The sequence below is a fragment of the Salinisphaera aquimarina genome (assembly GCF_042643355.1).
GTDB classification, from domain to species: Bacteria; Pseudomonadota; Gammaproteobacteria; order Nevskiales; family Salinisphaeraceae; genus Salinisphaera; species Salinisphaera aquimarina.
Map to the genome: position 1 here is coordinate 394,423 of NZ_JBHRSS010000004.1, position 24,120 is coordinate 418,542.

At 63.9% G+C, this 24,120-nt stretch carries 21 protein-coding genes and 1 pseudogene; 4 read left to right on the top strand and 18 right to left on the bottom strand.

The window, feature by feature from the left end; all coding sequences use genetic code 11:
• Positions 1-363: 363 nt before the first annotated feature.
• Both ACFOSU_RS12200 and ACFOSU_RS12205 read left to right on the top strand, forming a co-directional pair.
• On the top strand, positions 364-1,620 hold the full coding sequence (locus ACFOSU_RS12200; protein WP_380689971.1) for an SGNH/GDSL hydrolase family protein: 1,257 nt from the start codon (positions 364-366) through the stop codon (positions 1,618-1,620).
• A 240-nt stretch (positions 1,621-1,860) separates the two neighbouring features.
• Complete coding sequence (locus tag ACFOSU_RS12205; protein ID WP_380689973.1) at positions 1,861-2,118, top strand: hypothetical protein; 258 nt, start codon at positions 1,861-1,863, stop codon at positions 2,116-2,118.
• Positions 2,119-2,253: 135 nt separating this feature from the next.
• Here ACFOSU_RS12205 and ACFOSU_RS12210 read toward each other — a convergent pair whose 3' ends face one another.
• From ACFOSU_RS12210 to ACFOSU_RS12220, 3 genes are all read right to left on the bottom strand, one after another.
• On the bottom strand, positions 2,254-3,348 hold the full coding sequence (locus ACFOSU_RS12210) for a DUF2855 family protein (RefSeq protein ID WP_380689974.1): 1,095 nt from the start codon (positions 3,346-3,348) through the stop codon (positions 2,254-2,256).
• Between the two features lie 211 nt (positions 3,349-3,559).
• Positions 3,560-5,662, bottom strand: a complete 2,103-nt coding sequence (locus ACFOSU_RS12215; RefSeq protein ID WP_380689976.1) for a putative bifunctional diguanylate cyclase/phosphodiesterase — start codon at positions 5,660-5,662, stop codon at positions 3,560-3,562.
• A gap of 763 nt (positions 5,663-6,425) precedes the next feature.
• Entirely contained in the window at positions 6,426-6,893 is a 468-nt protein-coding gene (locus ACFOSU_RS12220) for an Lrp/AsnC family transcriptional regulator (protein WP_380689978.1), read from the bottom strand.
• Positions 6,894-7,016: 123 nt separating this feature from the next.
• Between ACFOSU_RS12220 and mdeB the strand changes: the two genes are divergently transcribed.
• Positions 7,017-9,713 (top strand): alpha-ketoglutarate dehydrogenase, encoded by a 2,697-nt coding sequence (mdeB, locus tag ACFOSU_RS12225; RefSeq protein ID WP_380689980.1) that lies wholly within the window; start codon positions 7,017-7,019, stop codon positions 9,711-9,713.
• Positions 9,714-9,778: 65 nt separating this feature from the next.
• Here the strand turns inward: mdeB and ACFOSU_RS12230 are convergent, their stop codons facing one another.
• The 8 genes from ACFOSU_RS12230 to mdcA are packed head-to-tail and all read right to left on the bottom strand — an operon-like array spanning position 9,779 to position 17,251.
• The gene (locus ACFOSU_RS12230) at positions 9,779-11,011 is read right to left on the bottom strand and encodes a Bcr/CflA family multidrug efflux MFS transporter (RefSeq protein WP_380689982.1); all 1,233 of its coding nucleotides are present in this window, start codon (positions 11,009-11,011) and stop codon (positions 9,779-9,781) included.
• Positions 11,012-11,060: 49 nt separating this feature from the next.
• Positions 11,061-11,981: an ACP S-malonyltransferase gene (locus ACFOSU_RS12235; protein WP_380689984.1), complete on the bottom strand. Its 921-nt coding sequence runs from the start codon at positions 11,979-11,981 to the stop codon at positions 11,061-11,063.
• Between the two features lie 18 nt (positions 11,982-11,999).
• Positions 12,000-12,779 (bottom strand): malonate decarboxylase holo-ACP synthase, encoded by a 780-nt coding sequence (locus ACFOSU_RS12240; RefSeq protein WP_380689986.1) that lies wholly within the window; start codon positions 12,777-12,779, stop codon positions 12,000-12,002.
• Positions 12,688-13,521, bottom strand: coding sequence for a biotin-independent malonate decarboxylase subunit gamma (gene mdcE, locus ACFOSU_RS12245; protein ID WP_380689988.1), 834 nt, complete (start codon positions 13,519-13,521; stop codon positions 12,688-12,690). Before mdcE ends, ACFOSU_RS12240 begins: the two co-directional genes overlap by 92 nt.
• Positions 13,518-14,366: a biotin-independent malonate decarboxylase subunit beta gene (locus ACFOSU_RS12250; protein ID WP_380689990.1), complete on the bottom strand. Its 849-nt coding sequence runs from the start codon at positions 14,364-14,366 to the stop codon at positions 13,518-13,520. Before ACFOSU_RS12250 ends, mdcE begins: the two co-directional genes overlap by 4 nt.
• The gene (locus tag ACFOSU_RS12255) at positions 14,366-14,680 is read right to left on the bottom strand and encodes a malonate decarboxylase subunit delta (RefSeq protein ID WP_380689992.1); all 315 of its coding nucleotides are present in this window, start codon (positions 14,678-14,680) and stop codon (positions 14,366-14,368) included. Before ACFOSU_RS12255 ends, ACFOSU_RS12250 begins: the two co-directional genes overlap by 1 nt.
• Positions 14,661-15,605 carry a triphosphoribosyl-dephospho-CoA synthase gene (locus ACFOSU_RS12260; RefSeq protein ID WP_380689994.1) on the bottom strand — a complete coding sequence of 315 codons (945 nt, stop codon included), beginning with the start codon at positions 15,603-15,605 and terminating at the stop codon, positions 14,661-14,663. The genes ACFOSU_RS12255 and ACFOSU_RS12260 overlap by 20 nt, the downstream gene beginning before the upstream one ends.
• Complete coding sequence (gene mdcA / locus ACFOSU_RS12265; protein ID WP_380689996.1) at positions 15,605-17,251, bottom strand: malonate decarboxylase subunit alpha; 1,647 nt, start codon at positions 17,249-17,251, stop codon at positions 15,605-15,607. The genes ACFOSU_RS12260 and mdcA overlap by 1 nt, the downstream gene beginning before the upstream one ends.
• Positions 17,252-17,398: 147 nt before the next feature.
• Between mdcA and ACFOSU_RS12270 the strand changes: the two genes are divergently transcribed.
• The gene (locus tag ACFOSU_RS12270) at positions 17,399-18,310 is read left to right on the top strand and encodes a LysR family transcriptional regulator (RefSeq protein WP_380689998.1); all 912 of its coding nucleotides are present in this window, start codon (positions 17,399-17,401) and stop codon (positions 18,308-18,310) included.
• Positions 18,311-18,347: 37 nt separating this feature from the next.
• Here the strand turns inward: ACFOSU_RS12270 and madM are convergent, their stop codons facing one another.
• From madM to ACFOSU_RS12305, 7 genes and pseudogenes are all read right to left on the bottom strand, one after another.
• Complete coding sequence (madM, locus tag ACFOSU_RS12275; protein ID WP_380690000.1) at positions 18,348-19,115, bottom strand: malonate transporter subunit MadM; 768 nt, start codon at positions 19,113-19,115, stop codon at positions 18,348-18,350.
• Positions 19,108-19,530, bottom strand: coding sequence for a malonate transporter subunit MadL (gene madL / locus ACFOSU_RS12280; RefSeq protein ID WP_380690002.1), 423 nt, complete (start codon positions 19,528-19,530; stop codon positions 19,108-19,110). Before madL ends, madM begins: the two co-directional genes overlap by 8 nt.
• A gap of 231 nt (positions 19,531-19,761) precedes the next feature.
• Complete coding sequence (locus tag ACFOSU_RS12285; RefSeq protein ID WP_380690004.1) at positions 19,762-19,983, bottom strand: hypothetical protein; 222 nt, start codon at positions 19,981-19,983, stop codon at positions 19,762-19,764.
• Between the two features lie 58 nt (positions 19,984-20,041).
• On the bottom strand, positions 20,042-21,616 hold the full coding sequence (locus ACFOSU_RS12290; RefSeq protein ID WP_380690006.1) for a hypothetical protein: 1,575 nt from the start codon (positions 21,614-21,616) through the stop codon (positions 20,042-20,044).
• Positions 21,617-21,753: 137 nt separating this feature from the next.
• Positions 21,754-22,728, bottom strand: a complete 975-nt coding sequence (locus ACFOSU_RS12295; RefSeq protein WP_380690008.1) for a sugar-binding transcriptional regulator — start codon at positions 22,726-22,728, stop codon at positions 21,754-21,756.
• Between the two features lie 452 nt (positions 22,729-23,180).
• Positions 23,181-23,891, bottom strand: coding sequence for an L-threonylcarbamoyladenylate synthase (locus tag ACFOSU_RS12300; RefSeq protein ID WP_380690010.1), 711 nt, complete (start codon positions 23,889-23,891; stop codon positions 23,181-23,183).
• Between the two features lie 103 nt (positions 23,892-23,994).
• Positions 23,995-24,120, bottom strand: a pseudogene (locus ACFOSU_RS12305) (electron transfer flavoprotein subunit alpha/FixB family protein); the annotation flags it as partial.

The following is a 24,120-nucleotide window of genomic DNA, read 5'->3' on the forward strand; positions in this document are numbered from 1 at the left end:
TTTGCGTGGACGGTCTGTGCCGATCACGTCCGCCGCGCAGGTCAGGCGTAAAACTTTTGTGTGAAGGCTCACGCGCCCTGAAACCGGGGCTCGGTTTGCAAAGCGGACACACGACACCCTCTTCATCGCTCTCATATCAGAGCCACCGATATTAACGTCGGATTCCCGACACGCTTCGCGACGCATCGGTAATTGGTCGCAGGCGGATTGTCCTTCCCAACAGACGCGACTATAAGTTGACTCGTGACCCTCGGTCACCCGAGACGCCGTTACTCATACTAATTAGAAAAGAGGCTTCTTATGACACGTTACAACGACACGATGGCCAAAACAGCAGGACGCCGATTTTCGATGGCGCTCGTCATGGCGACCGCACTTCTCGCGGTCGCGGCATGCAGCGATTCCGAGAAATCGGTCGATATCGGTGGCGCCGACTCGTCGGAGGCGATGACATGGGTGGCCACCTGGGGCGCGAGCCCGCAGGTTCTGCCGATTCTTCTGAGTGGGCCGGATGTTATGCCGGCCCAGTTCACCGATCAGACGATTCGCATGATCGCGCGGATCAGCAAGGGTGGGCCGCGTATCCGCGTCCGGCTCGACAATACATTCGGTACCGCGCCGCTGTCGGTCGGCGCCGCCCACGTGGCCCTGCACGCCGACGCGGCCGATATCGTCGACGGCACGGACCAGACCCTGCGTTTCGACGGCAGTACGGACGTGACCGTCGCGGTGGGCGAGTCGATCCTCAGCGACCCGATCGACCTGGACGTGCCGGATCTGTCGGAACTCGTGGTGAGTCTTTATCTCCCCGAGATGACGACAGCGACCAGCGGCCACTCCCTCGGCGTTCAGACGACCTATGTCTCGACGCCCGGCGATTTCAGCTCGGCGGCGACGTTTCCGGTCGCCAGCACGTCTACTTCACGCTATTTCCTGTCTGGCATCGAAGTCGAAACAACAGCCGATACGCGTGCAATCGTGACGCTCGGTGATTCGATAACCGACGGCTTCGCATCGACGGTGGACGCCAACAACCGCTGGCCGGATCAACTCGCCGAAAAACTTTTCCAGGAGATCGGCAGGCGCGATCTGACCATCGTCAATGAAGGCATCAGCGGCAACCGGGTACTCAACGATATCATCGGGCCCAATGCGCTCTCGCGCCTGGACCGGGACGTGCTGACGCCGCCGGGCGCGACGTTCGTCACTCTCCTGGAGGGCATTAACGACATCGGTTTTCCCGAACTCGGCCAGGAGGAAGTCTCCGCCGATGACATCATTCAGGGGTATCGCGAAATCATCGCCCGCGCGCATACGGCGTGCCTGACGATCTACGGCGCCACCTTGACGCCTTTCGAAGGCGCGGGTTACTACACGGCCGCCGGCGAAACCAAACGCCAGACCGTGAACGATTTCATCCGTAACAGCGGGGAGTTCGACGGCGTGATCGATTTCGATGCCGCCGTCCGCGATCCGGCCAATCCGACCACCCTGCTGCCGGCGTACGACAGCGGCGACCATCTGCACCCCAGCGACGCGGGCTACGAAGCCATGGCGCAATCGATCGATCTCGGTCTGTTCGACGAGCCGGTGCAGTGCGTGACGGCACAAGCCGCCTGATCTCGATCTTTCGTTTCGTCTCGCGGGCGTTGACGGGATAGAACCTGGCCAGAAGACCTGGCGGGCTATCCATCGGCCGGTCGACACCCGCGAGCAGACCTGCCGGCGGGCTCGCACTTTTGCGTCGCACTGCTGTCCATCGGCATGGAAGCTGGGCGATCGAGTCGCGCGCTCGGTGATATGGGTCATATCCAGGTCTATATACTCAAACGATGTTCCTAGAACCTCAGGAGTTTGTTGATGGGTAATCTGATACGTCTTTCGGTCGTTGCCGCAGCTCTGGTTGGATGTCTGGCACTGCAAGGCTGCATCGCGGCGGCGGCCGGCGCGGGCGCGGCCGGCGGTTATGAAGCGCAGAAACACGGCTACGGCGTGCAGTCGCCGGTGAAGGAAGACTCGGCCGGTGGCTACAAGGGCCAATCGCCCGTCACCCACGACGAAAGCAAGGATGAGAGCAACCACGAGACGCTGCGCGACAGCGACGACAGCAGCATGTAAACCGTATCGGCGTTATGTCGACGTCCCGCGCTGCAACCCCGATGACCGCCGAGTGACTCTTGAGCGGTCATCGGGGCTCTGCCCGCCAAGCGGATCAGCTCACTCGCCAACGGCCAGCCCGTGGCGTGCGGACGCTCAGAGCTTGACGATCAGGCCCTGATCCGCCGGAATCCGGCCCGCGCACACCTCCGGATAGACCTCGGCAAGGCCCGTCAGGCCATCGATCGTCTTGAGTGTCAGCCAATCCCGGGTAGCGACCGTCGCGTCTCGCAGGAAGGTCGATGTTCTGTGGCCGAAATCGTCCGCGCCCCACTCCTTGACGCGTTTTTGAATATGACTCGGCGCAAAGAAGAACTCGCTACGTTCGGCGATCACGCCCTCGCCCATGCCGGTTTCCGACCCGTGGGTCAGGCCGACGTTGATGCAACGGCGCATGTTCTCGCCCAGATGGGCATGCAGATGCCCAAGCACATCGACATTGCCGGACATGTCGACGATCACCGCCGGGATATCGGCGTCGATGTCGGTCAACGCGTCGTAGGCGACCGTGCGCTCGTACAAGCCGAGATTCTCGACGAAATCCAGGTTCGAGGCCGACGTGACGCCGACGGCGACCGGCGCATCGACATCGACGTTTAGCGCATAGGCCAGACCGATGCTGGTCTTGCTGGACGCGCTCACGATGACCACCTGCCTCGCTCCATGCCATTGTCGGTCCTGCAGCACGTCCCAGAGAAAGAACGAGGTGATGTGCAGGGGCCACAGCAGCATGCGCTCGTCGTCCATCGCGCGGTCGTATCCCGGCTCGGCCGCGACGCGGCTGTAGCTGTTGTAGGCCGCCGGCAACTGTGACCGGTGGGCCGCGCCATCGATCAGGCGTTGGGGCTTTATGCCGACGGGCTTCATGATCAGGCATGTCGCCGGCGGGAAGTAGCCGTACAGACGATCCCCGACCGGAATATCGCCTGCCCGCGACGCGATCACGCACGCAAATCCCCAGACAGGAATGACGCCCCAGCCGTCGGCATCGTCGCCCGCCGGCGGGAAGAACTGCCAATAGCCGAGCCGGTCCGCCATAGTCGCGTAGGTGATGTTGTTGGCGGTAAACGCGAACCGCTCGACCCGGACGAGCACTTCACCGTCGGTGAGACCGGATTCATCAGCAGCCGCATCTATCGGGATTACGCGATGCTGCCGGATGTCGGCCTTGCGGATCTGGAACTCGAACATATCGGACCTGCTGATGATCAGGCGGCTCACACGTCGCACACCACAGTCTAGCCTCGACCCGTGACACTTCCTTGAACCTGCATTGGCCTGGGACGATGTGCGCGCTTTCGCGCGCGGGGACGTTGAATAGGTTGCATCGCTTGCGGAGAGCCGGCACAGCCGCCCAAGTGGATCATGCCCGACTGTGGAGGGCGGGCCCGACCGGCTCGTCTCAATAGAGCGCCGAATCCGAGGCCTGGCCGTTATAGCGGGAACAGACATCAGCCCTTCGGCATTGGAGGAATGTTTCGAAGTGCTCGCGCTCCAGGGCCTCGCTGAAGAGATGACCCTGCTGGAGATGGCATTGATGGGCAAGCAAAAAGTCGCTGGCCTGCTCGCACTCCACTCCCTCGGCAATCACCCCCAATCCAAGGCACTGAGCCAACGCAATGATCGTGCACACAATCGCGGCGTCGTTTGCGTCGGTCAGCAGATCCCCCACGAACCGCTGGTCGATCTTCAACTGATCCAGTGGGAGGAGTTTGAGGTAGTACAACGACGAATAGCCGGTGCCGAAATCATCGAGCGAGAACCGCACACCGCGGGCCTTGAGCATGGCCATCTTTCCAACCGCGTCGTCGATGCTGTCCAGCAGAACGCTCTCGGTCAGTTCCAGCACCAGCCGGGACGGGTCGATAGCGCTGCTGTCGAGCACCCGAAAGACATCATCCACGAAGTCGGGATGGTGGAACTGGCGCGCGCTGATATTGACCGCGATCGATATCTGCGCCAATTCCGGATCGCCGGCCCACGCACCCAGCTGCTCGCAGGCGGCCTGCAGCACAAAACGCCCGAGCGGCATGATGAGACCGGAATCCTCGGCCGTCGGAATGAATTCGATCGGACTGACCAGCCCTCGCCGTGGATGTCGCCAGCGAATAAGCGCTTCCGCGGCAACGGTTTCCCCCGCGATATCGATCTGCGGTTGGTAATAGAGCTCGAATTCGCCGTGCTTGAGTCCCAGTTGTATCTCGCTTTCCAGCGCCACCCGTGCGTCAATCGCAATCTGCATCTCGGGCTCGTAGAACTGCACCGCATGGCCGCCGGCCGACTTTGCGCGATACATCGCGAGGTCCGCCTGTCGCAGCAATGAGTCCGGCGTATCGTTCGAATCATCAAACGTTACCGCGCCAATACTGCACGTCATGCGTCGGTGCTGGAGCACGCTGAAGTCGTAGGGTTGGTCGATGGCCGCAAGAATCTTGTCGGCCAACTGCTGAACGCCAGCCACGAGATCCTGCTGACTGCTGCCCAGGCCCTCCATGATCACGACGAACTCGTCGCCGCCGAAGCGTGCAACGGTATCCTGTGCCCGCAGGCAGGACAGCAGTCGCCGCGCCACCTCGAGCAGCATCTGGTCGCCGACGTGATGGCCCAGGGTATCGTTCAAGGTCTTGAAGTCGTCGAGATCGATGAAGAAAACCGCGCCCGCCTGGCCACTGCGTTGCGCCCCGCGTACAGCCTGCCCGAGCCGATCGATCAACAGCCGCCGATTGGGTAATCGGGTCAGCGGATCGTATTCGGCCAGAAACTGGATCTGCTCTTCAGCAGCCTTGCGCTCGCTTATGTCCTTGACCACGCCAAACAGCGCCACCGGCTCGCCCTGCAGATCGAATTCCGGCCGGCCCTGCGCCCATATCCAGCGAATCACACCGTCGGGCCGGCGGATACGACACTCGAACGTCCATGCCGAATTCGTCTCGATCGCGACCGCAAGTTTGCGTTTGACCGCCGGGCGATCCTCATCGATAACGTGTTCGAGAAACTTTTCGTAGGTCCAGTGCGGCAATGTGTCGTCGTAGCCGAAGACCTGGTCGTGTAACGCGGTCCGCCAGGCCGCGCCACTGCGCAGATCCAGACTCCAGGCCCCGAGCGCGCCCGCCGACAGCGCCATTTCCAGACGTTCGGAAAGACTGATAGCCGTGGAGTCGCCCAGCGATCGCCGGGTGACGATTAAGACAGCGCCGGCAAAATCACCTGCTTGGGTGGTAAAGGCGTGAAAAGTAAGAAATGCCGGCAGCCAGCTACCATCGGACCGGTGCAGGCTGGAGCGGATCAGCACCGGCGTGGGGTCGTCGCTGTGCTGGGCGACACGAAGCATTTCCCGGCCCGGCTCTTCAAGGAAGTCATCGAACGGCCGGCCGGCCAGCGCATGGGGATCGTCGGTCCCGAGCAGCTTCGCAAATGCTGCATTCGCGAACATCAGGCAACGCGCCTCATCGAGCACGCAAAAGCCCTTGTCGGTACTCCCCTTCAGCCGCTCCGAACTTGCCATCAACCGTGCTCTCGCTGCAGCGCTACGATGCTGCTGATGCGCCACATGAAGCCGGCCGCTACTCTCTAAAAATTGAGTGTAAGATACAAAATCGAGTATGGCCGGATTATTTTTATCGTTTATGCATATTTAATCCAATCTCGCGCGGCGCGCAAACAATTTTTTCAGGCGCGGAAAACGGCGCTGAGAAAACATAGGGCACCGGTCACTTGCCTCTGCTCAACGTATCCGTGATGTAACAACGGTTGCGCCCCACTCCGGCCTGAGCGCGCATGAAACGCGTGTTATCCGGTCGATACCGCTGCAAGCTGTACGACAGCAATGACCTGGGCTGCTGACGCCGCGGCGTGCTTCCATCCCGGCCAACATGCACCGGCGTTGCACCCAGTGTCCCTGACCGTGGGCGCAGCATAATTCCAGTTTTCGTCATCCTGCCTAAGGCTCGCAACCGACACCTGGGGGGCGGAGGAAAATCGGAACGATTCAACGAATTCACGCTACGAAACCGCGGATCCGTAGCCTGCGATTCGCTGCAACGAGTTTTCGAACTGGGGGCGCGCTGTTGATATCTGCTCCACCGGCGGGACCGCCCACGCTCACCTCTTCAGGTAAATCGAGGCATGTCGCCACAGTCAACCGTCGCGCTGTCGACCGATCTCGGCGGTCCGAGATCTGCGGTCACGAGAAAAAGGCTGTGCCCGCCGGCGGTTCGCGGTACTCGTGCCCAATCTGTGCCACCGCGATGCGGCCGGACCGACCGGCCTCAGAGCGGGAGCGCGGTCTTGTACTTGACCTGTTTGAGCGCAAAGCTGGACTGGATATTGGCCATGCCGGCCAGCTGCGAGAGCTCGTCCACGATGAAGCGCTCGAGCGCCGGTACGTCTTCGACCACTACGCGCAACAGATAATCGGACGTGCCGGTCATGAGATAGCACTCCATGACCTGCGGATAAGCATTCATCGCGGTCTCGAATCGCTGCAGGGCTTCCTCGACCTGCTTTTCCAGCCGTACCTGGATGAATACGCTCACGCCCAGGCCCACCCGACGCGGGTCGACCAGCGCCACATAACGATTGATATAGCCGTTGCTCTCCAGTGCCCGCACCCGGGTCAGGCAGGGTGAGGGCGACAGATGTACACGCGACGCCAGTTCCTGATTGGTGAGCTTCGCGTTGTCCTGCAATTCATTGAGAATTCGCAGGTCTACTGCGTCCGGGTATTTCTTCGGCATATGCGGCCAGTCTTCTCTTGCTTTGCCACAGGATATGCGGATTTCGGATCGGCCGACAGGCCAGAACAGCAACCCCTACCGCGCGCGCTCCGCTAACATTCGGGGATAGAAAGGAGACGCCGAATGGCCACAGGTCAGGATAATTTCGCCCCGTTCACAGATCACGATGCATCGGCCGATGTCGATCCGCTCGAGACCCGGGAATGGATCGACGCACTGGACAGCGTACTCGCCAACGAAGGCCTGGATCGCGCGCGCTTTCTACTGCGCAAGCTGACGGAGGCAGCCCGTGATGAGGGCGTCTCACCGGACTCGGCGCCCTATTCGGCCTACCGCAACACGATACCGGTCGAGCGCCAGGGTCATTACCCGGGCGATCTGGCCATCGAAAGACGGCTCACCGCGATCCAGCGCTGGAACGCGCTTGCCATGGTGGTACGCGCCAACAAGGCCTTCGGCGAACTCGGGGGCCATATTGCCAGCTATGCGGCCGCCGCCGAGCTGTTCGAAGTCGGCTTCAATCATTTCTTTCGCGGCGCGGATGCGTCCGGTGGCGCCGACCTGGTCTACTTCCAGCCGCACTCCGCGCCCGGCGTCTATGCACGCGCCTACCTGGAAGGCCGGCTGAGCGAGACGCGGCTGGACAATTTTCGCCAGGAAACCGGCGGCACCGGCCTGAGTTCCTATCCCCACCCCTGGCTGATGCCCGATTTCTGGCAGTTTCCTACCGGCTCCATGGGCATCGGCCCGATCAACGCCATCTATCAGGCGCGTTTCATGCGGTATCTCGCCGCGCGCGGCCTGACCGAGCCGGGCGACCGGCATGTCTGGGGCATCTTCGGCGACGGCGAGATGGATGAACCCGAATCGGTCGGCGGGCTGACCCTTGCCGCGCGCGAGGGCCTCGACAACCTCACCTTCATCGTCAACTGCAATCTTCAGCGCCTGGATGGACCGGTGCGCGGCAATGGCCAGATCATTCCGGAACTGGAATCACTGTTCCGAGGCGCCGGCTGGAACGTGATCAAGGTTCTCTGGGGCTCGGACTGGGACGCCCTGTTCGCCCGCGACAAACACCACGCCCTGCTGCGTGCGTTTGCCGCCACCGTCGACGGCAAATACCAGACGCTGGGCGCGAACGACGGCTCCTACAACCTGGTGCACTTCTTCAACGAGGACCCGGAGCTCAAGGCACTGGTCGCGCACATGAGCGACGCCGAGATCGACGGCCTGACCCGCGGCGGCCACGACCTGCGCAAGCTGCATGCGGCATTCGCCGCCGCGCGGGCGCATGCAGGCGCGCCGACCGTGATCCTGGCCAAGACCAAGAAGGGTTTCGGCATGGGCGGCGCTGGCGAATCACGCATGACCGCCCATCAGACCAAGAAGCTCGACATCGAGGCGCTGCAGGATTTTCGTGCCCGTTTCGATCTGCCGCTATCGGACCAGGATCTCGCGGATCTACGCTTCTACAAACCGGCCGACGACAGCCCCGAAATGCGCTATCTGCGCGAGCGCCGGACAGCGCTGGGCGGCGCCCTACCGGCGCGTCGCACCCGCGCCGAGTCGCTACCCGTACCCGCGCTGGGCACGTATGCACAATTCGCGCTCGAAGCCGATGGCAAGGCGATGTCGACCACGATGGCACTGGTGCGCATGCTGCGCAGCCTGCTCAAGGACGAGGCGCTGGGCCCACGCATCGTGCCGATCGTGGCCGACGAGGCACGGACCTTCGGCCTCGACAGCCTGTTTCGCCAGATCGGCATCTATTCTCCGGCCGGCCAGCGCTACGAGCCCGAGGACGCCGGCTCGGTTCTGTACTACAACGAGTCCCGCGACGGCCAGATCCTGGAGGAAGGCATCACCGAGGCCGGCGCACTGTCGTCCTGGGTTGCCGCCGGCACTGCCTATTCGGTGCACGGCTTTTCCATGCTGCCGTTCTATATCTACTACTCGATGTTCGGCTTCCAGCGCGTGGGCGATCTGATCTGGGCCGCCGCCGATCAGCGTACCCGTGGTTTTCTCGTCGGCGGCACGGCCGGGCGCACCACGCTCTCCGGCGAAGGGCTGCAACACCAGGACGGCTTCAGTCACGTGGTTGCCGCGGGCGTGCCCAATTGCCGCGCCTACGATCCCGGCTTCGCTTTCGAACTGGCGGTAATCGTGGACCACGGCATGCGCCGCATGCTCGTCGACCAGGCCGACGAGTTCTACTACCTGACCGTCATGAACGCCAAGGACGAACAGCCTTCGATGCCCGCGGGCATCGAAGACGACATCATTCGCGGCCTGTACCGTTTCGAAACCCGGTCTGCTTCGACACCGGCCGGCGAAATTCGCCTGCTGGGCTCCGGCTCGATCCTGCACGAGGTTCGTGCAGCGGCCACGTTACTGGCCGAGGACTGGCAGATCACGAGCGAAATCTGGAGTGCCCCCAGCTTCGCCGAACTCGCCCGCGACGCCCGCGAGGTGGAGCGCTGGAACCGGCACCACCCCGGCGAGACATCGCGCTGCAGCCATGTCGCCAGCAGTTTCAGCGATGCCACGCCCATCGTCGCGGCCACCGACTACGTGCAGGCCTATCCGCAACTGATCGCCCCTTACGTGCAGGCCCACTACGTTACTCTGGGTACCGATGGTTTCGGACGCAGCGATACCCGTACCGCAATCCGTCGGTTCTTCGAAGTCGACCGCTACGAGATCGTACTGGCGGCACTCACCGCCCTCGCCCACGAAGGGACGATCGAGCCTGGTCTACCGGCACAGGCGATCGCGGCATACGACATCGACCCCGAGGCGCCGGCGCCCTGGACAGTCTGAGCAGCGGGAGTCGAACAGAGCAAGGCCGCTGGGCCTGCGCAGTGACCCATTGCGAGCGGCGCTGGTTACCGCTGGAGACGCGCGGTGCGCGGGGCCGGCAACGGCACACGCCGGATCAGCGCCACATAGGCGCCGACCGAGCCCGCCGCCGACACACTCATGACAATGGCCATGGCGATCGCATCACCGCCGAGCGCGCCCACGCACCACGTTGCCACTGCGCCGGCAGTGAACTGACAGACACCGAACAGCGCCGAGGCCGCACCCGCTGCATCCGGGGCGAGATCGAGCAGACCCGCGACCGTGTTCGCACCGGCGACGCCGACCGTGGACAGCAGGAAGAACAACGGCACCGCCACGCCCCAGAACCCGCCGAGGCCGGTAAGCGTGGTCACCAGCAGCACCAGACCGCAGACGAACGTATTGCACACCGCGACACCCAGCAGCGTGCGATAGCCGAAATGAATCACCAGCCGCGCGTTGGCGAAGGTACCCACGAGCATGGCCAGCACATTGGCGCCGAAATAGAAGCCGAACAGCGATTTGTCGATGCCGAACTGGGTGATATAGACGAACGAACTGCCGGCGACATAAGAAAACAGCGCGCCGAACATGAGACTGCCGCAGAGCAGGAACAAAGCGATCGGTAAACGGCGCAGCAGCGCCAGATAACCGATGTACTGGGACAGCAGGCTGCGATCGCGCACGCGCCGATGATGCGCGTGCGACTCCGCCAGCAGCAGCCGCAGTGCGACCAGACAGGCGATCGAATAGATGAACAGCAGCCAGAAAATTCCCTGCCAGGAGAAGAACGTGAGCACGAGTCCGCCCAGCAGCGGTGCCACCAGCGGCGCGGTCGCCATGACCATCACCACGAACGACATCACGCTGGCCGCATGCGAGCCTTCGAACTTGTCGCGCACGATCGCGCGCGCCATCACCGGCGCGGCCGCTGCCCCGAACCCCTGAACTGCACGCGCGGCGATCAGCATGCCCACCGAAGTCGACATGGCACAGGCAATGCTCGCCAGCAGATACAGGCTGATGCCGAAATACAGCACGGGCAGACGCCCATAGCGATCCGAAATCGGCCCGTAGGTGAGCTGGCCCAGCGCCAGCCCGATGAAGAACAGGCTCAGGCTGTACTGCACATAGGCCGCCGAGACCGAGAATTCCTGGGCCAGGCCCGGCATGGCCGGCAGATACATATCGATGGAAAGCGGCGCGATCGCGGTCAGCATGCCGAGCACGCCAACGAAGATCAGATGCGCCACTCGGCTTTGCTCGGCTTGCGCCATGCGGCTGGAACTCCTTGGGCTGCCGGTCGGCAGCGCGTGACGTCTGCGATCAGCGGTTGTCCACCGTCGCGCGCCGTGTCAGGGCCGCCGCATTATGCCAGCCGGTATCGATGACGGCCACGGCCTCGCCCGGCGGCTCCATCGTTGGCTGCAGCCCGGTGAGCACGTGCGACGGCGGCATCTCCACCGCCAGATGGAACCCCGATTCATGCACGATGCGTGCACTGGCGGCCCAGTACACCGGCTTCGCCATGTTGTAGACGAGGTCGTCGCGGATCGCGTCGGCGCGCCAGAGCCGCCGCCGCGCGTTAGCGCTGAAGTAGGCAATGACGGGCGCATCGAATAACGTATCGCGCGCCACATTCGCGAGCTGCGCCGCGGGTTCGTCCAGCAGCGGACAGTGCGACGGCACCGCCATGTCGAGGCGCTGCACGCGACGCGCGCCGGCCGCCCTGGCGGTCTCGGCCAGCCGCGCGAGCCCGTCGTCGTCTCCGGCCACCACGATCTGCTCGTCACTGTTGACGTTGCCGATATACAGCGGCGCGTCGTCGCGGGATACGTCGGCCACCAAACCGCGCACCCTGTCCTCCGACAAGCCGAGGACCGCGCTCATGCCGTAGCCGCTCGGGTACGCCTCCGCCATCAAGCGACCGCGCTCGGCCACCAGCGCCAGTGCCTCGGCGAATCCGATCGCACCTGCGACCACGGCTGCCGGCCAGGCGCCGATCGACAAGCCCATGACGGCATCGGGCACAGCACCCTGCTCGGCCAGATGACGCGCGCCGGCGACGCCGGCAACGGTGAGTGCGAGTTGTACGTTCTGGGTATCCGCGAGCGCCTCGATGCTGTCGAGGGCGCCGACATCGAGGCCGAGCGTATCGGCCGCCTGCGCCAGCGTGCGCCGCACGGGCGGACTATCCGGTAGGTCGGCCAGCATGCCCGGCCGCTGCGCGCCCTGGCCTGCGAACATGAACAGCGCACCCACCCTTCAGTTCAACGCTTGCGTCAGGGCGTCGCACGGTGCGATCGACAGGTCGCGTATACCGGCCCAGGGATCCGCTGACAGCCACGGCCCGGTATCGCTTTTCACCAGCACCTGTTCGGCGGCGCCGGCCCACTCGGCGAGCGCGATCGCGCCCGCCGGCGTCTCCAACTGCACGTCGCACCGTACCGGCAGGACCGCCAGCGATGCGTGCAGGCGTCGCGCTTGCTCGCGCGTCAATCGTTCCGGCGCACGCACCAGCAGATCGAGATCGGATTCGACATGGCAGGCCGAGATTGCACTGGCCAGTTCGAAGCCGACCGCGCCGGTGATACCCCAGATGATGTTTTGCGTCGACAAGATCACGCCGACCCGCGCGAGACAGGCGAGCGCCGGCACCCGCTCGCCGCGCCGACCAATCAGCGTCTCGGGCGCAATACAGCGCCGGACGCACTCGTGGTCGACTACTGTGGCATGACGTTGGCCGCGATACGCCCCGCGAATCCCCACCGGCAGCGAGCGGCCTTTTCGCGGCGCGCGCCGCACGACCGCCGGCGCGCCCTCTGCCATACAAGTCAGAGCCCAGGCCGGCGTATCGGCCGGCAGCGCGGCGACGTCGATCCAGACCAGATCGTGCGGCCGATAAGCCGAGCCTGTGATGCTGTAGTCATAACCTTGCATGACTCCAGGATGCTCAGCCACGCCATTGCGCGCGCAGGCGCTTGCGGACTTCGACCGAGGCCGCGCGCCCCTTCCCGTCGAGCCGTGACGACAGATCGCGGTCATGCTCCGCGTGCACGCCGATATCGGCCAGTGCCGCGTTCAGACTCTCCCGCACCGTCGCAATATCGGCGTCGCTTGGCGTGTCGGCATCGCCGACCGAGAGACATGCATGCAATAGCCCGAGCCGGTCGAAACTCGCGATGTCATATGCCATCGGCGTGATCGTCTCGGCGAGCTTTTCGACGCCTTCCACGCTGCGCTGGGTAATACGCGCGGCCGCCTGTTTACCCATGGCATGAACCTGCACGTCGGCATCGTCGAGTGCGATCAGACGATTGGCCTGGTAGCCGTGGGCAAGGAACGCACCGGACATGGCCTTGCCGACGATCAGCCCCAGCACCGGATGTCCGGCATTGCGCGCCCGCGCATAGCTTTCGGCCGCGGCGGCCAGCGCCTGATGGATGCCGAACGCTTCCTCGGCGCGGCCGTAGGCCTGACTCGGCACGTCGATGACGGCCACGATGACGCGTTTCATATCCTTGTTTTCATCGGCCGCCACCGCTTCGCCCACCGCCCGGGCCAGACTCCAGCCTTCCAGCAAGCCGACCTCGCCGGCGCGCGCGCGCGGAAAACGATTGTCCGGGTCCGGTACCACGGCGATATAGCGCGCTGGCATGTCACCGAGCGGCGCATCCACCACCCGCAGACTGGCCGGATAGCCGTCAACCGCGCCGGCGCCGTCGGTCAGTGCGGCCAGCCAATGGGCGCCGCGGCCCGAAATCGATGATGTGTTGGGATCGCTCATGACGTCGCCGCCGGGTTGAAGTGGGCACGCACGGTCGCGGCGTCGACGTCGCTCGGGTCGATCGCCTGCAGCCGCGCCAGATTGGCGTCGATGGCCTGAGTGCGGGCCAGCGGGCCGGGTCGGGCCCGCACGGCTTCAGCAATGGCTACGCGAATCGCATCGGCATCGTCGTCGCAGATCGCTTCCACGAAGCCGGTGGCATGACGCTGTTCGCCGCCGGTCAGTCCCCAGATCATGGGCCGGTCGCGTGAATCGAACTCGTCGACGCCGGCTTCCTGCTCGATCACCTGCGGGCCGTTGAGACCGAGCCGTGCTTCGCGGGTGACGATCAGATGCGAGCACAGGGCGGCCGCGATCGACATGCCGCCGAAACAGCCCACCGGCCCGGTGATCGCGGCGACCACCGGCACGTATCGCCGCAACGCCACGATCGCGGCATGGATTTCGGCGATGGCCGCCAGCCCGCAGTTGGCTTCCTGCAGACGCACGCCGCCGGTCTCCAACAATAAAACCGGCACAACCGGCTCGCCCGCCCTGGCGTCCTCGAGCGCGAGTTCGAGCGCGCCGGCGATCTTGGCGCCGCCGACCTCGCCCATCGACCCGCCCTGAAAGGCCGGCTCGATTGCCGCGCAGACCACGGCCACGCCGTCGATCGTGCCGCGCGCGATAACCACGCCGTCGTCGGCCTGGGTGACGATATCCTGCATCGGCAACCACGGTGAACGCAGCCGCTCGAACGGGTCGAGCAGTTCACGCAGCGTGCCGGCGTCGAGAAGGTCGGTGACACGTGTCCGTGCGCTCTTCTCGACAAAGCTCTCGCGGGCGAGCAAGCGTGCGCTGTCCATCAATGGTCTCCGGTTGTGGCTGTCGTTGCCAGTTCGAACGCCTGGGCGATACGCAGGCGCACCACAGCGGGGGTGGCGCCGAAGTCGTTGATCTCGAGTGCGACCGCGGCCTGCCCCGCGTCAGCGAAGACGCGGTCGATGACCGCGGTCCAGATTTCGTTGACCCCGTCCACGGAGGTCTGGATCGCGACCGTCGAGCGCCCGGTCTCACCCGGCTCCAGCAGCACTTCCAGATCGCCGGAGCCGACCACGCCGGCGAGTGCGCGCCGCGCGGCCGGCGCGCCGGCCGGATAATCAAGCGATAACGTCTGCATTACGAATCTCCTTGCGCGTCGGCGCGCGCCGATCGCGCCCGCCCGGCTTGTCACGCGCCGCGGTTTCCAGCGCGTCGATGAATAAGGTGGCCGACAGCAGATCGGCACTGCCGCCCGGCGAGGCGTTGGCGCCAATCAGGGCCTGCTCGAGTGCGGCCAGCCGACACCCGCCGCCCCGCGTTCCCACGCCGCCGATCGCGAGAATATCGGTGGCCTGCTGCTGCACGAGATGCAGCCCCGCCCTGCCGGCACGACTGAGCACGCAGGTGTCGTCGAGCACCGCCATCAGCGCGAGCAACGCGTTGAGCCGGGCCACGCGCTCGCTGGCGCCGGCATCGCGAGAGTGACGCAGAACCGGCAGCGCAGCGTTGGTGATCTGACAGAAACCGCGCTCGGCTTCGCCGCGTGCGCCGGCGACGCCGTACTGGCGCACGGCACGCTGGCCGTTGGACACGCGCAGCGGCGCCAGCGCCGGGTCGTCGATGGCCGCCATGCGCGCGACCCAGGCCAGCAGATCGGACGCCCGCCAGCGGCCAGGTTCGGCAGCGGCTGCCGCCACCAGCAGTCCCAGCGCCCATATCGACCCGCGGTGGGTGTTGATGCCGCCGGTGGCAAGCATCATCCGGGCCTCGCTCTCGCGCCCGTGCACGCCCAGTTCGGCACGCAGCCGCTCGGGGTCGCGCTCGCGCATGGCGGCGACGGCGCAATCATGAAAACCGAGCGTCAACGCCTCGCTCGACGCCATCATCAACGCATGACTCATGTCGCGATGGGCGCCGTTGTCGCGCCGGTCGACCAACCCCGGCTTGGGGGTGAGATCGACTTCGGCACGCAGCGCATCGGTAGCCGTGCGCGCCAGCATGTCGGCGAGCGAACGTGCCCGCACATCCTGGCGTCGTGTTCTGAAAAACCCGTCGAATGGCATCACCAGCTCCGAAAACGTGGCGGCGGTTCGTAGAGCCCGCCCGACCAGTCGACCAGATCGGCGATGCTGCTCGCCGCCAGCTGCGAACGCGTGGCTTCGGTATGGGTCACGCCCATATCCTCGGGCAGCCGGATCTTGTCCTGGGCGCGCAGTTTTGCGGTGACCTGATCGTCGGCGGCCAGACCCAGCGGGGTGACCCCGGCTACGGCTGCGATCATCGCGCGGCGTTCTTCCAGCGACTCCGCCTTGTAGAGATAGGCCAGCCCTTCTTCGGTAAGCAGATGCGTGGTGTCGTCGCCGTAGACCATGACCGGCGCGATCGGCAGATTGGCTTTTCGGGCGACCGTCACCGCGTCCAGTTCGTCGACGAACGTGGGCTTGAGCCCGGCCTGGAATGTTTCCACCATCTGCACGACCAGCTTTCGCCCGCGCGCCATCGGGTCGTTTACGCCCGCAAGATCCTGCCATGCAGGCGTGGAATGCCGACGCCCGCGGGCATCACTGCCCAGATTGGGCGCGCCGCCGAAGCCGGAGACGCGCGTGGTGGTCACCGTCGACGAGTTGCCGTCGGGATCGATCTGCAGGGTCGAGCCGATGAACATGTCGGCGGCGTACAGGCCCGCCAACTGGCAGAAGGCCCGGTTCGAGCGCAGGGAACCGTCGTGGCCGGTGAAGAACACGTCGGGCCGTGCGGCCACGTATTTCTCCATACCCAGCTCGGTGCCGAAACAATGCACCGACTCGACCCAGCCGGATTCGATCGCCGGGATCAGCGTGGGATGCGGGTTGAGCACCCAGTTCCTGGCAATCTGGCCGCGCAGGCCGAGTTTTTCGCCGTAGGTCGGCAGCAGCAGTTCGATCGCCGCGGTGTTGAAACCGATGCCGTGGTTGAGCGAGGTCACGCCGTGCTCGGCGTAGATGCCCTTGAGCGCCATCATCGCCATGAAGATCTGTACCGGCGTGATATGACGCGGGTCGCGGGTGAACAGCGGCTCGATGAAGAACGGCTTGTCCGCCTCCACCACCACATCGACCCAGGAGGCGGGAATATCCACGCGGTCCAGATCCGCCGGGTCGTCTACTATCTCGTTGACCTGGGCAATGACGATGCCGTTCGAGAACGCCGTGGCCTCGGCCAGCGCGGGCGTGTCCTCGGTGGACGGCCCGGTATAGAGATTGCCTTCGCGATCGGCCTTGAAGGCCGCGGTGAGCAGCACGCGCGGAATCAGGTCCACGAACAGCCGTCCGTAGAGTTCGATATAGGTGTGGATGGCGCCGACCTCGATCGTGCCATCCATCATCAGCGCACCGATGCGATGGCTTTGCGTGCCGGAGAAGGCGAAATCGAGTTTCTTTGCAATGCCCTTCTCGAACACGGCCAGATGCTCGGGACGGCCGACGCTGGGCTGGATCATGTGCAGATCGTGCAGCCGCTCGGGATCCAGCTCCGCGAGCGCGCCGGAGAGGAAATCCGCCTGCTTTTGATTATTGCCTTCCGCGATCACCCGGTCGCCGCTGCGGATCAACGCATACAGCGCATCGGCAATATGCTCGCGTGCCAGGATCTTGCCATCCAGCTTCGCGCGGATTCCGGCCAGGCGTTCGGCCTTGTCCTCGGCGCGTGTATTCCAGTTTCGTTGGGTCATAATCCGTCCTGAAGAGCGCGGGTCGGCGTCACGTTAGGCTGCTGCCGTGGGGCGTTCAATAAACCTGGGTGGCAGTCGCTTAACGTCACGCTAAGCTCGGCGCCCACCCGCATCAGCGCACCCGATGCGCTTATTGAGAGGAGCCACATGAGCAGCGACGAAATCACCCTGCGCAAGCTCGAGATCTTTCTCGTGTTCATGCGTGAGCGAAATCTGGCGCGTGCCGCGGAGGCGCTGTCGCTGTCGAATGTGTCTGTGCACAAGGCGATCCATTCGCTGGAAGCCGCGGTCGGCTGTCCGCTGTTCGCCCATCGCAGCCGTTCGCTGCAGCCGCTGGCCTCGGCGTTCGTTCTGGAAACACACGCCAGCGACATCATCGAGCGCATTCAGACCAGCGTCGATGCCGCGCGCCAGGCGGCCGGCATCTCGCCGAGCATCTTTCGTATCGGCTCGCTGTATTCGCTGACGGTGGCGCTGGTGCCACGCATCATCAACCGCCTCAAGGAGACGGTGCCCGACTGCGATATCGAACTGGTGCTCGGCTCCAACGCCGACCTGGAAGCCAAGCTGCACGCCGGCGATATCGACGCCGCGCTGATCTGCGTACACGAACTCGCGCGCAGCCGACGCCGCATCATCACGCCGCTGTTCGAAGACGAGATCCAGCTTGCCCGCGCGCGCGGCAGCGAGCCGGCACGCCGAGGCGCTGACCGCCTCGCCGACCTGCGCGACTACGACGGCGCCCCGTTCGTGATGCTGTCGCAGGATTTCTCCACCGGACGCGACAGCTATCGCATGTTTCAGCAGGCGGGCATTACGCCCCGCGTCGCGCTGCGGGCCAACGACATCTTCACCCTTACGAGTCTGGTCAAGGGCGGGGTCGGCCATGCCCTGCTGCCCGGGCGTATCGACGACATCTATCCGGACGCACTCGAATTCCTGCGCGTGGTCGCCGCCCAGCGAGTCACTCAGACCGTGGGGCTGTGCTACCTGAAATCGCGTACCGCAGACGCGCGCATCGTCGCCCTCGAACAGGCGGCGCGCACGATCACTGCCTGAGCGCAATGACCGCGGCGCGCAGTGCACGTGACCCGATTCAGCCGCCGAGCAGCGCACGTACCACCAGATAGAACAGCGACGGCCCGAGCAGGCAGCCGAGTCCGGTATAGAACGTTGCGGTCATCGCGCCGTAGGGCACCAGCCGGGCATCGGTGGCCGCGAGACCTCCGGCCACGCCGCTGGTCGTGCCCATCATGCCGCCGAACACCAGGGCGGCCGACGGATTGTTCAACGAGATCGAGCGCGCCACGATCGGCGTCACGATCATCACCGAGATCGACTTCACCAGGCCGATGGCGATCGACAGCGCGATCAGATCGGAGCCGGCGCCAATGGCCGTTCCCGTCACCGGACCGACGATATAGGTCGCCGCACCGGCGCCGATCGTGGTCACCGCGACCGGGTCGGTATAACCGAACAGATACGCCACGATCGCACCCAGCGTGAACGGCACCAGCAGGCCCACGAACAGCGCGATCACGCCGTTCATGCCGGCTTTTTTGAGCTCACGGACATCCACGCCGAAAGCCGTGGCCACGATCGCGAAATCGCGCAGCATCGAGCCGCCCATCAGGCCCAGCCCCGAGAACAGCGCGATGTCGGCCAGGCCGTCCTCGCCGCCGGTCGACACACCGCCGATATAAGACAGCACCAGACCGGCGGCAATCGCGATCGCCGAACCGTGAATACGACCGGCGGTGAGATGTTTCGAGATCAGATTGCAGACCAGCATCAGCAGGCCCACAGCGGCAAACGCCGTGATCAGACCGTTGCTGGTGAATACTTCGAGAAGGCGCTCATTCATGGCGGGCCTCCGCGTCGTCCTGATCGTCGTGTTCGAGATCATCCAGCGGCACGGCATATTTGCCGTTGCCGAGATTTGCTATCACCGGCACCAGTGCGAAGCTCACCGCGACAACCAGCAAACCGCCGACGAGCGCGACCGGTCCACCGGTTACCGCACCCACCACGTTCTGGCTGGCGGCCATCGCGACCACGATCGGAATATAGAGCGAACTCCAGAACTCGACGCCGCGTCTGGACGACATATCCAAACAGCCCGCCTGTTGCAGCCGATAGACCATGAACACCAGCAGCAGCATCGCCAGGCCCACGCCGCCGACATTCGAAGTCACACCGATGGCCATCCCGATCAATTCGCCGATCAGGTTGCCCACCAGCATGCACGCAGCCAACAAGGCCACACCATAAATAACCATGCACGCTCCTCCGTCTCGTTATCGTTGTGAGACGGAGTCTTCGGCGGGGACGGCATCCCGTCAACGAACGCAGGGTTAATGGTCTTAGACGGAGACTAAGGCGACCCGCGCTTCGGGCCCTTCAACGACCGGCGTTGCAACTAAAGTCGCATGATTGTAGCCGGGTGTCCGCGGACCGCCGACGCACACCATGGCCCGAGTGCGCCACAACCGGGCCGTCGAAGTGACAAATCAGCCCGCCGAATTGCCTGTATTAAAACCCGAGCATTCAATTGACGCGCTGTCGCTGCAGTAGTCATCTGCCATGAAGCGGTCACGACCCGGCGGCGCCGGTGCATCAGTGAAGACTAAAACACCACGGCGCCTCGCAATGAGCATTCCGACGGTTTGCATCGACCATGACGGCACCGGGCACAGCACGAACTCGGCGCCGTCAAATAGATCGCGCGGCACGCATTGGCTCCAGCGGAGCCGAATGCGTCAGATTCGGCACGCCGCGACGCCAATCCGGCTAGAAGCTGTAATAAAAACGCACCCGGTTGTTATAGAAATTGGGTGCACCGTCGAAGCGAGTGATGCCCAGATTGTCGTTGATCTTCAGCCCGGCGAGCTGGGACCACAGGCCGCCAAGGTCGTAGGTCAGCCCGATGCCGATGGCGTCGCTGTTCTGGTCGTCCACTTCCTCGCCGGTGAAGTCGGCGTCTGAGATCACGCCGTCGGCGCCGGCGTTGAAATAGAAATCGTGGTAATGACCGTGCTTGGCTTGGTATTTCACGTAGCGCGCGTACATGCTCAAGTTGTCGGTCGGGGTGAAGTCGAACCGCGCACCCGCGGCCCAGCCTGGCCCGATTTCCTGAATGCCGTTGTTCATGGTGTCGGTGTAGAGCACGCCGGACAGATCGGTGTAGGGGTGCAGGAACTGGCCGTCGTTGAACGAGCCGGAGTGGATCGGCGAGAAATTGCCGAAGACCGAGAACCCCAGTTCCTGGGTATTGACGCCGAGCTTGAGCCCGAACACGTCCGAGTCGATGCCCTCTTCCACACGGCTGTCGTCGACGTCGTAGGAGTGCACCCACTGGGCACGGGCATAGGGCGCCCAGCCACCATAGTCGGCGTCCGCGTCGAACGTGGGCGCCATGTAGCCAACTTCCCCGTATTCACTATTCTGTGTCTGCTGGAAGGTGTAGTGGTAATACTGCGCGATGTACTGGCCGCTGGGCGCCACATCGCGGAATGTGGTGCCGACCGACCAGAATCCGGCGACATCGTTGAAATAGCGGTTGTTGCGCACGAATCCATCGGCGTTGCCGCGTCCCTCGTAGCGATCGATCTTGGCCGCGAACAGCTGCCATTCCGGCATTTCGCTCATCGACGCCGTCATGTCGAACGGCAGATACTGATCGGTCTCGTAGCTTTGCGCATCCCCGACGCGCGCCTGCGTGATCTGCGGGCCGCTGCGGTCGGAGTCGGCGCTCGCGGACGGGTCACTGGCGGACATGCGTCCCATCATTCGCAGTGGCCGGAACACCGCCGACACACCGTTGAAAGAACGCGGCAGGAAGGTGAACTGGTCGGCGCCGGCGAGCGGCGTGTTGAGCAACTGGCGGCCGCCGCGCAGTTGCAGGCCATAGCCGTTGAACTGCAGATATCCCTGGGTCAGATTCTCGACCGGTCCGTCGCAGGCGAGGTTGCAGTTGAGCTTGGTGCCGGCGTCGTTGTTGCCGTAGAAGCTGTCTTCATAGACGAACTCCGCGCCGGCGGAAAAGCCGTAGATTCGGCCGGTCTGCAGGCCGATCTGGGCGCCGTAGTTGGTGCCCTGGGTGTTGAAATCGTCGTCGGTCTCCGGCTGGCCCGGGTACGGCTGGTTGGTATCGTGCCAACGCCGGAAATCATAGATACCGACACGCCCGTGGACTTCCGAGCCGTTGACCACCTGCGACATGAACTTGTCGCGAAATGTGGGTGCGGTCTCCACCATGCCGGTGTCGGCATCCGATTGCGCCCATGCAGGCGCTACAAGGGTCGCCGCAGACGTTGCCGCCGCGGCGATGAACAGTGCCGTTCCCTTCTTCGGAAAACGTTTCATAACTCCTCCCTTATCGACTCAGGTTGGTTTTTGTATTCCTCGAATTCGATTGTTGCCGCTCATGGCCATTCCGTCGCCGCGCGACCGGCGCGCTTCTCCGAAGCCGGCCGATCTGCAATTGGAAACGACGAAAGCCATCAGCCGGCCTTGTCCATGAGCAGGCACACCGCGTCCGCGGCCCGCTCATCGATAATCAGGTAATCGAGCACGCCGCTGTTGAGCACGGCGATGAGTGCCGGCGCCTTGTGCTCACCGGCGGCAACGCCCATCACGTCCAGGCCCTTGAGTTCGTCGAGCGACAAACCGATGGTTCTGTTGTTGGTGGGGCTGTCCACGAGACGGCCGCTGGAATCCAGGAAATGCCCCAGCAGTTCGCCTTCCGCCCCGGCCGCCTGAAGATCCGCCAGATCGGATTCGCCGAGCAGGCCGACCGCCTGGGCGAACATGGGCTGCTCCTTGAGCAGCGCGCCGATGCCCACACAGCACAGGTCCACGCCACGCGCGCGCTCCAGCGCATCGGAGACGCTACGCTGCGCGACCAGCACCGACTTGTCCTCGACGCTGTCGGCCATGAACGGCGCGGGCAGGAAAAAACCCTGGCCACCGGTGATATCGGCAAGGCGGTACACCACGTCGAACGGATTGATCGCCGACTGCAGCGTCAGGCTTCCCATCAGCGATACCAGCGCCAGGTCGGAATACTGGCCGCGTGGCAGCTGGCGGGTCATCTCCGAGAGCGCACGCCCCCAGGACAGACCCAGCGATGCGATGTCGCCGCTGGCGAAGCGACCGTGCAGATAGCGGGCAGCCGCCGCCCCCACCGCCGCGACGTTCGGCGCCCTGTCTTCGTGATCGGAGATATCCGGCACGACCGTGCACTGGCGCAGGCCGAAGGCGTCACGTACACGGTCCTCCAGCGCCACGAGCCGTGCCGGCGACCGGTCGATGAAAACGTGCACATAGCCGGCCGCATGGGCTTCGCTGATCAGTCGGTGCACTTTTGCGCGGGACAGCGACAGACGACTCGCGATATCGGCCTGGGTATAGCCGCCGATGTACGACAGCCAGGCAACCTGTACCGCCAGATCATCCGTGTCTTTTGCACCCGCCATTCGCCGGCCTCCCTGCGAAATTATTTTCGCGCCGCGAACAAAATTGTACCGGGATTAAAATCGACCTGTAACTTCTACGTTGGTCGCACCGACAGCGGCGCTCATTCAACCAACGGGTTGCTTCTGCCTCTGGAGCCTGCCCAAACGGCTGTCACCGGGTTTGACCGGCACTCTGACTTACACCAAGAGCAGTTGCCCGCAGACAGAGAAAGACCCGACACCGCGAGGCGCTTTCGTCGCGTGATCATGCCTTGTGATCGCCTGGCCGATATCAGGGTCACCTGAACTCGGTGGGCCGATGCAATTGCTGCTGAATCGCCTGGTTCACTATTGAACGGGATCGTCTACAACCGCTCAGCCAAGGACGGATAAGCCGATATTGACCGGGTCGGCGTCGGCCGGTCGCGGTTGCGGCCGGCCGTCAGGGGAGATAGCCGCTTAACAGACACGGTTTACTGCTTGAGTGTTATACCGAACCGATTTTCGAACACCGCCCGCAGCTGCTCGAAGCAAACGCCGACACGCAGAACGCTGAAGTCACGAAAATCGATAATCGTGCTCGAGCGGCCTTGATCGTTCGCGTATCTGGACTTGCCATAGTCGACGCAGATATCGACCCGGTCGCGTACTTCGTGCTCGATATCCGCCAGGCGATATTTGCTGCCTTTGAGCGACGTATTGGCGGACGAGCCCAGTACCGGGTAGCCGCGCTCGACGCTCTGACGTGCCATCTCGGTATGCAATACACCGGCGTTGATCAGCATATCCAACGTACCCTCCTTGCTGGACGACGCCATGACGAACGACGGCACTTGCGACAACAGGCGGTGCTCTGCATCGAACGGAGCCACGACCGAGAAAGGCAGATTTTCTTCCGTCGCGATCGCACGGATGATCTGTCGCTTGTCGTCAGGTAGGGAATGCAGCTGTTCACTGAGTTGCCAGCTGCCAAACATACCGCTCGGCTTGTCATAGCTACGGCGCTTGGCATCGAAGATACGGCGAATCGCATCCGGCGCCTGGCCGACAATCGCATAGGCGACATCCAGCGGAATAATGGCCACGCCGCCGTCGCCAAGCACGTCCAGCACCCGACTCGCGTCAGCGCTAACCTGCTCCGCCGAGGGCCCGGTGTCACTCCGGTCGATAACTGTTTGAGCCACTATCACTCTCCTCTCTTTTCCAGACACAAAAAACCGGCACGGCCGCGCCGTGGTCGAGCCACGTACGCCAGCGCGTGCCGGTATTCACAATGGGCGACGCAGATCAGCTGGCCGCGGCTTCCAGCTCCGGAATGATCTTGAACAGATCGCCGACCAGTCCGATATCGGCGACCTCGAAGATCGGGGCTTCTTCGTCCTTGTTGATCGCCACGATCGTGCCGGCATCCTT